General features: G+C 39.0%; 10 protein-coding genes. 9 read left to right on the top strand and 1 reads right to left on the bottom strand.

Features of this window, described 5'->3' with window-relative positions:
- Positions 1 to 140 precede the first annotated feature (140 nt).
- The 3 genes from SJY45_RS04125 to SJY45_RS04135 all read left to right on the top strand — a co-directional run bounded on the left by SJY45_RS04125 (position 141) and on the right by SJY45_RS04135 (position 1,713).
- A complete protein-coding gene (locus tag SJY45_RS04125) occupies positions 141 to 755 on the top strand; it encodes a MarC family protein (protein ID WP_215440474.1) in 615 nt (204 codons plus the stop codon).
- Positions 756 to 794: 39 nt separating this feature from the next.
- Positions 795 to 1,172, top strand: coding sequence for a nuclear transport factor 2 family protein (locus tag SJY45_RS04130; RefSeq protein ID WP_215440475.1), 378 nt, complete (start codon positions 795 to 797; stop codon positions 1,170 to 1,172).
- Positions 1,173 to 1,278: 106 nt separating this feature from the next.
- On the top strand, positions 1,279 to 1,713 hold the full coding sequence (locus SJY45_RS04135) for a GNAT family N-acetyltransferase (RefSeq protein ID WP_400073384.1): 435 nt from the start codon (positions 1,279 to 1,281) through the stop codon (positions 1,711 to 1,713).
- Between the two features lie 6 nt (positions 1,714 to 1,719).
- Here the strand turns inward: SJY45_RS04135 and SJY45_RS04140 are convergent, their stop codons facing one another.
- On the bottom strand, positions 1,720 to 2,484 hold the full coding sequence (locus tag SJY45_RS04140; protein ID WP_215912313.1) for a LexA family transcriptional regulator: 765 nt from the start codon (positions 2,482 to 2,484) through the stop codon (positions 1,720 to 1,722).
- A gap of 159 nt (positions 2,485 to 2,643) precedes the next feature.
- On the opposite strand from SJY45_RS04140, the gene SJY45_RS04145 reads away from it, so the two are divergent.
- The 6 genes from SJY45_RS04145 (at position 2,644) to SJY45_RS04170 (ending at position 14,059) form a co-directional block, all read left to right on the top strand.
- Positions 2,644 to 3,912 carry a putative DNA modification/repair radical SAM protein gene (locus SJY45_RS04145; RefSeq protein WP_400073385.1) on the top strand — a complete coding sequence of 423 codons (1,269 nt, stop codon included), beginning with the start codon at positions 2,644 to 2,646 and terminating at the stop codon, positions 3,910 to 3,912.
- Positions 3,913 to 3,959: 47 nt separating this feature from the next.
- Positions 3,960 to 4,733 carry a TIGR03915 family putative DNA repair protein gene (locus SJY45_RS04150; protein ID WP_400073386.1) on the top strand — a complete coding sequence of 258 codons (774 nt, stop codon included), beginning with the start codon at positions 3,960 to 3,962 and terminating at the stop codon, positions 4,731 to 4,733.
- A gap of 188 nt (positions 4,734 to 4,921) precedes the next feature.
- Positions 4,922 to 7,762: an excinuclease ABC subunit UvrA gene (gene uvrA / locus SJY45_RS04155; protein WP_400073387.1), complete on the top strand. Its 2,841-nt coding sequence runs from the start codon at positions 4,922 to 4,924 to the stop codon at positions 7,760 to 7,762.
- Between the two features lie 170 nt (positions 7,763 to 7,932).
- The gene (locus SJY45_RS04160) at positions 7,933 to 8,619 is read left to right on the top strand and encodes a TIGR00730 family Rossman fold protein (protein WP_215912309.1); all 687 of its coding nucleotides are present in this window, start codon (positions 7,933 to 7,935) and stop codon (positions 8,617 to 8,619) included.
- Positions 8,620 to 8,627: 8 nt separating this feature from the next.
- Positions 8,628 to 11,483 carry a metalloprotease gene (locus SJY45_RS04165; protein ID WP_400073388.1) on the top strand — a complete coding sequence of 952 codons (2,856 nt, stop codon included), beginning with the start codon at positions 8,628 to 8,630 and terminating at the stop codon, positions 11,481 to 11,483.
- A gap of 164 nt (positions 11,484 to 11,647) precedes the next feature.
- Positions 11,648 to 14,059, top strand: coding sequence for a thiamine pyrophosphate-dependent enzyme (locus SJY45_RS04170; protein ID WP_400073389.1), 2,412 nt, complete (start codon positions 11,648 to 11,650; stop codon positions 14,057 to 14,059).
- Positions 14,060 to 14,172 lie beyond the last annotated feature (113 nt).

The raw sequence follows: 14,172 nt of genomic DNA on the forward strand, positions 1-14,172 counted from the left end.
AATCTCTTTTATTGCTTATACAAGGTGCCATTTATTTTAACTAACTTGTAAATCCTAACCTTAGATGGGAAACTGAGAGAGTTAAATGTCATGTACAAAAGAGTGATATTAGCTTTCTTTTAAAGAAATTAGAATTTTAAATGGACAACCTTCTTACCTTTTCAATTACTGTGTTCACTGGTTTTTTCGCCATAATGAATCCACTTTCCAACATGCCTATTTTTTTATCCTTGGTTGAAGGAGCGGATAGAAAAACACAACGGAACATTAGCAAAAGAGCCACATTTACGGCTTTCATTATTGTAACCGTATTTCTTGTTCTAGGAAAGTTTATCTTTCTTCTTTTCGGTATTACCATACCTGCATTTAAAATTACAGGAGGTATTTTGGTTTTTGTAGTTGGGTTTGATATGCTGCAATCCAAAAAATCCAATGTAAAGCATTTAAAAGAAACGAATATTGATGAAAACATTGCCATTTCACCTCTAGCCATACCCATACTGGCAGGCCCCGGTACTATAGTGACCGGCATGAACTTTGTTTCTAACGCGGGCTACATTAAAATAGGAATGGTCATACTTATTTTCGGACTCTTATGTTTTATGACCTATTTTACTTTTATGTTAAGTGAATGGTTTATCAAAAAAATCGGGAACAACGTTATATCCGTAATCGGGAAAATCATGGGTTTGATCATAGCTATCATAGGAACGGATATGATTATCCAAGGTATTAAAATATCGTTCTCCCTCTAGCTAAGGGTTATATACTTTTCAACTTAAATTTTGGGGAATATGAACACTAAAAGAAACAAACAAAATGCCATAGCTTTTTATAAGATGGCCTACGAAGGAAACCCCAAAGCTGCTATTGAAACTTATTGCGGGGGTACTTATATTCAACATAATCCGCATGTTGCCAATGGCCCACAGGGGTTCATTGATTATTTTGAAAGAATGCAACGGGAATACCCTGAGAAATCTATTGAATTTGTACGCGCCGTTGCCGAAGGAAATTTAGTAGCCCTGCACACTCACCAAATTTGGCCGGATAATGATCAGTACGTCACCATGGATTTTTTTCGTTTTGACGATTACGGAAAAATATGTGAACACTGGGATTCCATTCAGCAAATTCCAAAAACATCGGCCAATCCTAACACCATGTATTAATACGGAGCTGTATTGAAACGAGCTTATTTTGTGTCAATTTTAAGAATAGCGAATACCTTTATCACCAATATATTCTTAGTTTTATCTTACTAAAACACTACAACACATGACCATTGAAATATTACACAAATACAACCTTAACGACCAAGTACAAGTTGAAATTCAGAATTTGTATAAACAACTGAATGACAAGAACAAACAAAGACCATTGCATCAAATACTTCAAGATGAAAATCATGTGATTTTAGCGGCTTGCAAAGACGAAGGTCATATTGTGGGCATTGCTCTATTGGCTACCTACAAGGTAATTTCCGGTTATCGCGGATTGGTTGAAGATGTAGTTGTGGACAGTGAATACCGTGGAAAAGGCATCGGTAGAAAATTGATGGAAAAACTATTGGGAGAAGCCAAGCATCTGAATCTTGATGAGATTATTTTATTTTCCGGCCACCATAGAACACCGGCAATTTCGCTCTATAAAAGTCTTGGTTTTACATTAAGGAATAGCGGTGTTTACAATCTTAAAATAGCAGAATCTTAGATTTGCTTACACTTTTTTAACGTGGCGAAGTTGGCTTTTAAGTTCGTCCATAGATTCTTGCAATTGTCTTAATAGCCCTTTTTCCGTTGTAGCATCTTCGCCAAAAGTAATTCTACTGCTTACTTCCCAAATTTCCTGAATTTGAAACGGTTTAATATCGTAAGGTGGATAAGTTTCATTGAGTGAAACCAAGGTTACATTGTTGGAATTAGGTCTCCTTTCTACTTTTTTAACCAAGACGGCGTCTTCTAGCACCACAACATACATTTTGTTTTGACTCACATCATCTATGTGCTCTACGGCCTTGGCCAATACCCACTCCCCTGACCTAAGATTGGGCAGCATACTATCTCCATCTACCTGAAATCCGCGATATGTGGCATTTCTAAATTCCGGAATGGGCAAATCAAACGCAGGAAGCTGTTCGTACCAACTTGTATCTTGAATGTTCTGTGGGTAACCTGCTGCTGCCTTGGCATTAACCAAAACCATATTATCGTTTCCGGCATTATCTACGGTTACCACTTTTGGAATTACACTTACCTTGGAAGTCTCCAAATATTGGTTTTCGCTATCACCGAATAACCATAGCGGATTGATTTTAAACTGTTTTAGAAGTTCCATCACTACTTTTCCTGAAAGTTTGGTCCGCCCACGTTCAATATCCGCCGTGGTACTGGACACCCCCAAAAGTTTGGCAAACTCGGCTTGCGTATAACCTAGTTCTCGTCTAACATCGGTAAAACGCTTTAAAGTGATTTCATTTTCCATACAATTCTGAATTATCAATAATTGAAGAAAAGATTAGAACTCGGCCTTAACCTTTCCCCTTCAAATATACACAATTTGGACATACTCCAAAATATTATTTGGATTATATCCATAATGTGGAATTTTTCCATAAATTTGGATTAAATACAAAATTCGTTTATGTCTTTATCTTTTGATAGAATCAAGGAAAAATTGAACATCCTGGCTGATGCCGCTAAATATGATGTTTCCTGCTCCAGTAGTGGGAGCGTCCGCAAAAACAGCACCCAAGGCCTTGGAGATAGCAGTGGTATGGGTATATGTCACAGCTATACCGAAGATGGCCGCTGTGTTTCACTATTGAAAATATTACTTACCAATCACTGTATTTTTGACTGTGCCTATTGCGTGACCCGTAAAAGCAATGATGTTAAGCGGGCCGCTTTCAAAATTCAAGAGGTGGTAGATTTGACCATCAATTTTTATAGACGCAATTATATAGAAGGTCTTTTTCTTAGCTCGGGCATTTTCAAAAGCCCAGATTATACTATGGAAAGATTGGTTGCCGTGGCCAAAAAATTAAGATTGGAAGAGAATTTTAATGGGTACATCCACTTAAAATCCATTCCCGGTGCCAGTGATGAACTTATGCGGGAAGCCGGTCTGTATGCAGATAGACTCTCCGTAAATATTGAGGTCCCTACCATTTCAGGGTTAAAACTATTGGCTCCCGACAAGAAGCACGAAGACTTCACAAAACCTATGCTAAAGGTCAAAAATGAGATTATTCAATATAAATCTGAGAAGAAAATAATTAAAAGCACGCCCAAATATGCTCCTGCAGGACAAAGCACCCAAATGATTGTTGGTGCAACCGGGGAATCGGATAAGGATATCATGTACTCTGCTACCCATTATTATAAAAACTACAATATGAAGCGGGTCTACTATTCCGGTTATGTTCCCGTTGCCGAGGATAGCAGGCTTCCGGCTATTGGAACCCAAGTGCCCATGCTCCGTGAAAACCGCTTATACCAAACCGATTGGCTTTTGCGCTTTTACGGATTTGGTGTTCAGGAAATCCTAAATAACGACCACCCTAATCTAGATATGGATGTAGACCCCAAATTAGGCTGGGCCCTACGTAATATGCAATATTTTCCTGTTGACATCAATAAGGCTGATAAGAGTGTATTGGCCCGTGTGCCTGGCTTAGGAATGAAATCGGTACATAAAATTATTCATGCACGTCGTTTCAGAAAGCTAAACTGGGACCATTTAAAGAAAATAGGTGTTGCCTTGAACAGGGCGAAATACTTTATTGTTTGTGACTCTAATAGATGGGAACACAAGGATATGGAAGGAGCTAAAATAAAAGGACTTATACTTCAAAACTCCGTTGGAAAATTTAGAAAGGAATATAGTAATCAATTGCAGTTATTCAGTTGATTTTTGGTTGACAGAAACAGTTTACGAACAGAACAAAATATAGAACTATGAATGCTACAAAAACTTTAATTTACGATGGAAGTTTTAACGGATTTTTGACAGCTATTTTTGTAGCTTTTGATGAAAAAGTTCAAATAGCGGATATTCAAAAGAACACAGCTTCACAAAGCGGACTCTTTTCTGAAACTGAGACTATTTTTACCCAAATGGACAAAGCAAAACGGGTCTGGAACGGTATTGACAAAAAGAGCCATACCGCTATTAAAGATGTCTATTTTGCTTTCTTAAGCGAAATCAAGGGAATTGAGCTGTTATTGTACCGTTATATTCGAAAGTTATTTGCTTCCGATAGTTCTGTAGCGTCTGATTATTCGGATGGGGTTGTTCTAAAAATTAGTCAAACTGCAAGGTCCGTTGGTCGCGAAAAGCACCGCATGGAAGCTTTCGTTCGGTTTCAGTTGACAAAGGACGATATCTATTTCTCCAACATAGAGCCGGATTTTGATGTATTGCCATTAATCTCAAAACACTTCCGGTCCCGTTACGCTGATCAACAATGGTTAATTTATGATGTAAAGCGTAAGTATGGTATTTTTTATGATTTGAACAAAGTAGAAGTTGTGTCTTTGGATTTAGAGGACATCTACACAAATAGCCTAAAAAAGAGTGCTCATTTTACTGATAGTGAGTATGATTACCAAGACCTTTGGAATAATTACTTCAAGAGTACAAATATTAAATCACGCATCAATTTAAAGTTGCACAAACAACATGTTCCCAAACGTTACTGGAAATATTTAAGCGAGAAAAAAGCGGTCTAATTACACGTTCCAATTTCTCAAATGGGAGTAGCTAATGAAATTGGATTCTATCCGATAAAATTTTACTTCATTTACCCATTATCACCTGCAACTGCACGTTTTTCAAGGGTTTCCTTAACATAGACATAAGTAACGGGACTTTCTTTGTTAAAGGTCAAAAACGTACCTTTGCAACTTTGCTATAGAAAATGATAGATTACGAAGAAAATATTGAGGTTCAGGGCGCTCGGGTCCATAACCTTAAAAATATAGATGTTACCATACCTAGAGAGAAACTGGTAGTTATAACCGGTCTTTCAGGAAGTGGTAAGTCCTCACTTGCTTTTGACACGATTTATGCCGAAGGGCAACGGCGTTACATTGAAACGTTCTCGGCCTACGCCAGACAGTTTCTAGGTGGCCTGGAAAGACCCGATGTGGATAAAATTGATGGTCTATCTCCCGTTATCGCCATTGAACAGAAGACCACGTCAAAATCTCCCCGTTCCACAGTAGGTACAATTACCGAAATTTACGATTTCCTTCGCTTACTTTTTGCACGTGCCGGAGATGCTTACAGCTATAACACCGGAGAAAAAATGGTGAGTTATAGTGATGAGCAGATAAAGGAGCTTATCAAAAAAGATTACAACGGTAAAAAGATAAATGTCTTGGCTCCGGTCATTAAATCCAGAAAAGGGCATTATAGAGAGCTTTTTGAGCAGATTGCCAAGCAAGGTTTTGTAAAGGTTAGAGTTGATGGCGAAGTAAAGGATATTACCAAAGGGATGAAAGTGGATCGGTACAAGACCCACGACATTGAAATTGTCATAGACCGCCTTAAAGTAACTGATTCCGAAGAGATGGATAAACGCCTCTCCGAAACCCTAAACACCGCCATGTATAGCGGTGACAATGTTCTTATGGTACTGGAAGAAGGAGAATCTGTGGCACGGTATTTCAGCAGGGACCTCATGTGCCCCTCAACCGGTATATCCTATCCAGTTCCTGAACCGAACACTTTTTCTTTTAACTCCCCAAAAGGTATGTGCCCCAACTGCAACGGATTGGGTCACGTCTACGAAGTAAACGAGAAAAAGATTTTCCCCAATAAGAAGTTATCCATAAAGTCCGGGGGAATTGCTCCGTTAGGGGATTATAAAAAATCATGGGCCTTTAAGCAAATAGAGACCATTGCCCAACGGTACGGATTTGAACTTACGGATCCCATTTCCAAAATTTCGGATGAAGCTATTAATATATTGCTTCATGGAGGGCATGAAAGTTTTGAGGTAGATTCCAAGACGTTGGGAGTTAAACGAAACTATAAAATTGACTACGAAGGCATTGCCAATTTTATCAAAAACCAATATGAAGAGGCCGGTACAACAGCTCTAAAGCGTTGGGCCAAGGAATATATGGATAAAGTTTCTTGTCCTGTATGCGAAGGCTCCCGCTTGCGTAAGGAATCACTTTATTTTAAAGTTGATGAAAAGAATATAGCGCAATTGGCCCATTTGGATATTGCCGAACTAGCCCTTTTCTTTAAAGGGTTGGAGAAAAAACTGGAAGGCAATCAACTGAAGATTGCCGAGGAAATCATCAAAGAAATCAAGACCCGAATTCAGTTTCTTTTAGATGTAGGCCTAGATTATCTTTCCTTGAACCGAAGTTCAAAATCCCTTTCCGGAGGGGAAGCACAACGAATACGATTGGCTACTCAGATTGGCTCCCAATTGGTGGGCGTCCTCTATATTTTAGACGAACCTAGTATTGGTCTGCATCAACGGGACAATACCCGTTTGATTCAATCGCTGGAAGCACTAAGGGATATTGGCAACTCGGTAATTGTTGTGGAACATGACCGTGATATGATCGAATGTGCCGATCATGTTATAGATATTGGCCCAAGGGCCGGAAAACATGGAGGTGAAATTATATCTCAAGGTACCCCGGAAGGCCTTAAGAACGAAAATACACTTACAGCGGACTATATAACTGGAAAAAAACAGATTGCTGTTCCCGAAAAACGCAGAAAAGGAAACGGAAAGAAAATCACACTTTCCGGATGCACGGGGAACAATCTTAAGAATGTATCCATATCATTACCGCTAGGGCAAATGATAGGTGTTACCGGAGTCTCGGGCAGTGGAAAATCCACATTAATAAACGAAACGCTCTACCCTATTATGAACGCCCACTATTTTAACGGGGTAAAAAAACCTATGCCCTATAAAAAAATAACGGGCCTAGAACATATAGACAAGGTAATTGATATTAACCAGTCGCCAATAGGAAGGACTCCTAGATCAAACCCAGCCACCTATACAGGTGTATTCGGTGAAATCAGGTCCTTGTTTGCGAAAACACCCGAAGCTGCCATACGAGGTTATAAACCCGGTAGGTTTAGTTTCAACGTAAAAGGTGGTAGATGCGAAACATGCCAAGGTGGTGGTCTACGGGTAATTGAAATGAATTTTTTACCGGACGTTTATGTAGAATGCGAAACCTGTAACGGGAAGCGTTTCAATAGGGAAACCTTGGAAATACGATATAAGGGCAAATCCATAGCAGATGTTTTGGAAATGACCATTAACGAAGCCGTTGATTTTTTTGAGCTCATTCCAAAAATTCATAGAAAATTAAAAACCATTCAAGACGTGGGTCTTGGTTACATCTCTTTAGGCCAGCAATCCACAACCCTTTCAGGGGGTGAGGCGCAACGGATTAAGTTGGCCACGGAACTCTCGAAACGGGACACCGGTAACACATTTTATATTTTGGATGAGCCTACTACAGGTCTTCATTTTGAAGATATTCGTGTTTTAATGGAAGTTTTGACCAAATTAGTAGACAAAGGAAATACCATATTGGTAATTGAGCACAATATGGATGTCATTAAAATGGCCGATTACATCATCGATATTGGTTACGAAGGTGGTCGCGGCGGCGGAAAAGTCGTAGCAAAGGGAACTCCTGAAGAAGTGGCACAAGACAAAAAAAGTTACACGGCAAAATACTTAAGGCCCGAGTTAAACATCCCCGATTAGGGGAAGATTCAATTATAATTGAGCCTAGTTTACGTAGAATGAAATAAAAGCAATAAATTCATTCGCTGTAATAAAAAGAAGAAATAAAAATAACATACACTTAAATCTCTATCAAAACCGTTAGCTGTTTTGTGAAGTGGATTATTTTAGATAAATAATAGGAATTATACATGAGAAAAGAACAACACCATAAAGGTTGGAACGAAATAAAAACTAACGATTCTTGGGCCATATTTAAGATAATGGGCGAGTTTGTAATGGGGTTTGAAAAGATGGGGAACATAGGTCCCTGTGTTTCCATTTTTGGTTCCGCTCGTACCAAGGAAGGTGATAAATATTATGAATTGGCCGTTAGTATTGCTAAAAGTATAGCCGAAGCCGGATATGGTGTAATTACTGGAGGTGGTCCCGGTATTATGGAAGCAGGGAACAAAGGAGCCCATTTGGCAGGAGGTACTTCAGTAGGTTTGAACATAGACCTTCCTTTTGAACAGCATGACAACCCATTTATTGATTCTGACAAGAGTCTGGATTTTGACTATTTTTTTGTTAGAAAGGTCATGTTCGTAAAATACTCACAAGGCTTCGTGGTCATGCCCGGTGGTTTTGGAACCTTAGATGAGCTGTTTGAGGCCATAACGCTTATCCAAACCAACAAAATTGAAAAGTTCCCTATTATTCTTGTTGGAAGTGAATTTTGGACGGGTCTTATGGACTGGATTAAAAACACAATGTTGGAAGTAAAAAACATAAGTGCCCATGACCTGGACCTTATTAAAATTGCCGACACTGAAGATGAAGTTGTAGATATTATTGATGCATTCTACAAGGGCCGAAACTTGAGTCCTAATTTTTAATAGTATACTTGAAAATCAAATCCCTCATATTTTATTTTTGCCTTGGAACCGTTTTGTTTAATGGTTGTCAACAATTGGCTGCACAGCATGAAAATGTCCTGACCGCCACTCTTGACGGAGAAAGCAAGGAAATACAAATTCAACAGGAATTTACGTATAAGAACAATTCCAATGTAACGTTGAGTACTTTGTATTTTAATGACTGGGCCCATGCTTATGCCAGTAAAAATACAGGTTTGGCAAAGCGCTTTTCGGAGGAATTCAAGAAAAGCCTTCACTTAGCCAAAAAAGAGGAAAGAGGGTATACGAGCATCATGAGTGCTGTGGACGATGAATACAGAGGTCTTCATTGGAAACGCACCACTGGTGAGGACATTTTAAAAATTGATTTAAACAGCCCACTACCTCCCGGTGAATCTGCAAAACTCTTTTTAACGTATACGATTAAACTTCCCGAAAACAAGTTTACGCCCTACGGGTATGACAAGAGAAAAAATAGCTACTACTTAAAAGATTGGTATTTAACACCAGCCTATTTTGATGGAGCTTGGCATTTGTACTCCAATAAAAATTTGGAGGACCTATATACCGGTGTAACAGAAACCACGGTAAATTTTGTCTACCCAAGAAACTTGAACTTGGCTTCTAATTTCACCGTATTGGGCAACAACTCCATTTCAAACGGACAAATGGCCCAATTGACTGCAGAACAGCAAAAAAACTGCGAAATTTTGCTTAGCCCGGAGAAGCGATTTATGACTCACGTTACTCCACAAATTACGGTAATTACCGATATTGAAGCGGTGAAGTACGAGGATGTTTTTAAGGGGCTGTCCATTAACAGGGTTACTGAGTTTATAGAGAATAATTTAGGACAATACCCTCATCGTCAGCTTTTGGTAAGCCAGCTTGATTATGAGAAAAATCCACTTTACGGTATCAATCAATTACCGTCGTTTATTCGCCCTTATGAAGAGCAGTTTCAATTTGAAATGAAGTTCTTAAAAACGGCGCTTATCAACATTTTAGAAGAGACTCTTTTCTTAGACCCAAGAAAAGAGCAATGGTTAAGTGATGCTATTGCCAACTATCTTATGATAGAATTTGTAGAGCAGTATTACCCGGACCAAAAATTATTGGGAAAATTATCCAAAATTTGGGGCATACGGAGCTTCAATCTGGCTAAAATGGATTTCAACGAGCAGTATCCATTCTTGTACATGCTTACCGCACGTACCAATTTAGACCAACCGTTAAGTACTAGTAATGATTCCCTTATCAAATTCAATCAAAAAATAGCCAATAAATATAAAGCTGGGCTTGGTCTCGCCTATTTGGCCAGTTATATAGGAAAAGATAAAGTAGATAAAAGTATAAAGACTTTTTACAAGCACTATAGGCTTAGTCAAGTAAAAACGTTGGATTTTGAATCCATCCTAAAAAGGGCCTCGGAAAAAGATATTGACTGGTTTTTTAAGGATTATGTAACCACGGACCGTAAAATAGATTTTAAGATTAAAAAAGTAGAGAAAACCGAAGACTCTTTGCGCGTAACCATAAAGAATAAAAAAGGCACAAATGTACCTATTTCTCTGTTCGGGCTTAAGAACGATTCTGTAGTGTCTAAATATTGGTTTTCGGATATTGGCGATATCAAGACCGTTACCATTCCTAAAAATGAGGAAAAGCGTCTTGTTCTAAACTACGACCAGAAAATTCCGGAGTTCAACCAGAGGGATAACTGGAAATCTTTAGGAGGTTTTTTCTCGGGGAATAAGAAGCTGAAGTTTACTTTCTTTAGGGATTCTGAAAACCCGTATTACAATCAGGTTTTTTATGTCCCAATTCTAAACTTCAATATTTATGATGGCTGGACTCCAGGGATGCGCCTGTATAACAAAACATTACTGGAGCGCCCTTTCGTATACGATTTTGCCCCCTCCTATTCTTTTAGGGAAAAGTCTTTTGTAGGTTCGGGAAGAGTTTCATACCGTAAATATCTTAGCAAAAGCGGGCTTTATCTAGCCAATTACAGTCTGGGAGGTTCTACGTATCATTTTCAAGAAAACTCCAGGTATTCTACCATAACCCCTTCCATCACTTTTGGATGGAGACCGGCAAACTTGATTTCCAATAAGCGGGAGTTTCTACGTTTTAGATATGTGAATGTTCTGCGGAATAAGGCCGAAGAACTGGGCGACTTTGAAACTCCGCCCGATTATAGTATTCTTAACGTAAGGTACACCAATAGAAACCCTGGGATTATTGACTATGTTTCTTGGTTTGCAGATGCCCAGCATGCAAGTGATTTTACAAAAGTAGCCTTTGAATTAGAGTACCGTAAACTGTTTGAAAACAACCGACAGTTCAACTTTCGTTTTTATGCCGGTAAATTTATACGTAATAAAACAACGGATTATGCAGACCCTAATTACTATAGTTTTGCGCTAGACCGTCCTACGGATTATTTATTCGATTATGGTTATTTGGGCCGATCGGAAGACTCAGGAATCTATAGCCAGCAAATAATTATTGCCGAGGGAGGTTTTAAATCCTTTCTCCCTGAAGAATATAGGTTTGCCAATGACTATCTAACTACCATAAACACCAGTGTTAATCTTTGGAAATGGATTGAGGTTTATGGAGATTTAGGTTATGTTAAAAACAAAGGTCTTAGTGGAAAGTTCGTTTATGATTCAGGGGTTCGTTTAAACCTTCTAACCGATTATTTTGAACTTTACTTCCCTTTATATTCCAATAATGGCTGGGAAGTATCCCAACCATTGTATGGCGAGAAAATTAGATTTATTGTTACCGTAAGTCCAAAAACTCTTATTGGCCTATTTACCCGAAAATGGTTTTAGTATTTGATTGTTGAATTCATAATATAATCTCAATTTATCAAACTTCAATTATCAATATACTATTGGTTTCCTTCCTTTTTTAAATATATTTTGATCAACTAAGTTGTGCAAGCATTGTAAAAATGCTAGCAGTTTGCTATTTTTGTAAAAACTCATACAGCTTAATGGATACATCGCCTAAAACCAGTAATGATATTACGTTTGATGATTTCAAGACCCAAATTATAAGCGATTACAAAATTGCTGTTCTTAGTAGAACATGTAGCTTATTGGGTAGGAAAGAAGTTTTGACCGGAAAAGCAAAATTCGGAATCTTTGGAGATGGCAAGGAACTACCACAGTTGGCCATGGCCCGATCTTTCAAGGACGGAGATTTTAGAAGCGGCTATTACCGTGACCAGACGTTTATGATGGCACTGGGCCTTCTTACTCCAAAAGACATTTTTCACGGACTTTACGCCACTACGGATATTGAAAAGGAACCTATGAGTGCCGGTAGGCAAATGGGTGGGCATTATGTAACGCATAGCCTTAATGAGGATGGAAGCTGGAAAAATCTAACCGAACAGAAAAATAGTAGTGCAGATATTTCCTGTACGGCAGGACAAATGCCCAGATTACTTGGTCTTGCACAGGCTTCTAAGATGTATAGGAACCTGAACAATGTAGACGCCACTAACTTTTCCAACAACGGCAATGAAGTAGCGTGGGGCACCATTGGAAACGCAAGTACCAGTGAAGGAATGTTTCTAGAGACCATTAATGCAGCAGGAGTACTTCAAGTACCTATGGTAATCAGCATTTGGGACGATGATTATGGTATTTCCGTACCTGCGGAATACCACACTACAAAAGAGGATATTTCCGAAATCCTAAGTGGTTTTAAGCGAACCGAAGAACAGGAAGGCTATGAGCTGTTAAAAGTTAAAGGGTGGGATTACACTGCCCTGATGCATGCCTATGAAAATGCTTCGGACATAGCACGAGAGGAACATGTACCCGTTATTATTCATGTAACCGAGCTTACCCAACCGCAGGGACATTCTTCTTCCGGTTCTCACGAACGTTACAAAGACAAAGCCCGACTGGAATGGGAAAAAGAGAATGATTGCAACAAGCGTTTCCGCGAATGGATTTTAGAAACAGGCATTACAACGGATGATGAGCTTAAGGCTATTGAAAAAGCCATTGTACGAGAAGTTAGATCTGCTAAAAGAGAAGCCTGGTCAGAATACTTGGAAAGTCACAAGACTCTTAAAAAACAATTGGTAGCTATACTCGACAGGGCATCGGCAAAAAGTCAGAATAAAAATTTTATAGCCAAAGTAAAGAATGACCTCATAGCGATAGAAGAGCCCATTAAAAAAGATTTAGCCGTTAGTTCAAGAAAAGCGCTCAGATATCTCATAGGCGAGTCTTTTCCAGAGAAACAAGAACTTGTAGAATGGACGAATACCTTTCTTGCCGAAACACAACCCTTATATAGCGCCGACCTTTATAATGATGGGCCTACAGGGGCGTTAAGCGTAGCCGAAGTAAAGCCTAAATATGCGGACAACACCGAAAATGTTGACGGCCGTATTATTCTCCGGGACAATTTTGATAAAATATTTGAGAAATACCCAAACGCCATAGTTTTTGGTGAGGACAGCGGAGCCATTGGAGACGTAAACCAAGGTCTTGAGGGTTTACAGGAAAAATATGGTAAGTTTCGCGTTGCGGATACCGGTATACGGGAAACAACTATTATAGGACAAGGTACAGGCATGGCTCTAAGAGGACTTCGCCCTATAGCTGAGATTCAATATTTGGATTACATATTCTATGCACTGGCAACCTTAACGGATGATGTGGCCTGCTTACGCTACAGAACCTTTGGAAAGCAAAAGGCACCTTTAATTGTACGTACAAGAGGGCATCGCTTAGAAGGTATTTGGCATTCAGGCTCTCCTATGGGAACATTGATACATTCACTTCGCGGTATGTACATCTTGTCTCCTAGAAACATGACCCAAGCGGCCGGTTTCTATAATACACTGTTAAAGACCGATGAGCCTGCTCTAGTAATTGAAAGTCTTAACGGCTATAGGCTTAAAGAACCAAAACCGATTAATTTAGGGGAATTCTATACGCCAATAGGAAAAGTTGAAACCATAAAACATGGAACCGATATTACCATTGTTTCCTATGGCTCTACGCTAAGACTTGTGCTAAAAGCTGCAGAAGAACTAAAAGAAGTTGGGATTGATGCAGAGGTTATAGACGCACAAACATTATTACCTTTTGATGTGTATCACGATACTCTAGAGAGCATAAAGAAGACCAATAGGGTTCTAGTGGTAGACGAGGATGTACCAGGAGGATGTTCCGCTTACATACTCAATGAAATTATAGAAAAACAAGGGGCATATGCTTATTTGGATTCTGCACCACAAACGCTTAGCGCGCAGGCTCACAGACCCGCTTATGGTACGGACGGCGACTATTTTTCAAAACCTAATATAGAGGATGTTTTTGAAAAAGTATACGCCATAATGAATGAACTAGACCCTGAAAGCTTCCCTAAATTACGCTAACCTATTCGTAATCAACAGAATTCAAATGTGACGTGTTTTGACAAAAATATTTGTTGCAAATGTATTTGGGCTAATTCATAAAAAAGAATACTTTTATCTTTAATGTAAACTCA

Origin of the sequence: Zobellia russellii, from assembly GCF_044597075.1 — a bacterium.
GTDB classification, from domain to species: Bacteria; Bacteroidota; Bacteroidia; order Flavobacteriales; family Flavobacteriaceae; genus Zobellia; species Zobellia russellii.

Excerpts from the sequence above, each read along its gene's own strand:
- SJY45_RS04150 (WP_400073386.1), top strand. The coding sequence starts at position 3,960 with ATGAATGCTACAAAAACTTTAATTTACGATGGAAGTTTTAACGGATTT.
- SJY45_RS04130 (WP_215440475.1), top strand. The coding sequence starts at position 795 with ATGAACACTAAAAGAAACAAACAAAATGCCATAGCTTTTTATAAGATG.
- SJY45_RS04170 (WP_400073389.1), top strand. The coding sequence starts at position 11,648 with ATGGATACATCGCCTAAAACCAGTAATGATATTACGTTTGATGATTTC.
- uvrA (WP_400073387.1), top strand. The coding sequence starts at position 4,922 with ATGATAGATTACGAAGAAAATATTGAGGTTCAGGGCGCTCGGGTCCAT.
- SJY45_RS04140 (WP_215912313.1), bottom strand. The coding sequence starts at position 2,484 with ATGGAAAATGAAATCACTTTAAAGCGTTTTACCGATGTTAGACGAGAA.
- SJY45_RS04125 (WP_215440474.1), top strand. The coding sequence starts at position 141 with ATGGACAACCTTCTTACCTTTTCAATTACTGTGTTCACTGGTTTTTTC.
- SJY45_RS04160 (WP_215912309.1), top strand. The coding sequence starts at position 7,933 with ATGAGAAAAGAACAACACCATAAAGGTTGGAACGAAATAAAAACTAAC.
- SJY45_RS04135 (WP_400073384.1), top strand. The coding sequence starts at position 1,279 with ATGACCATTGAAATATTACACAAATACAACCTTAACGACCAAGTACAA.
- SJY45_RS04145 (WP_400073385.1), top strand. The coding sequence starts at position 2,644 with ATGTCTTTATCTTTTGATAGAATCAAGGAAAAATTGAACATCCTGGCT.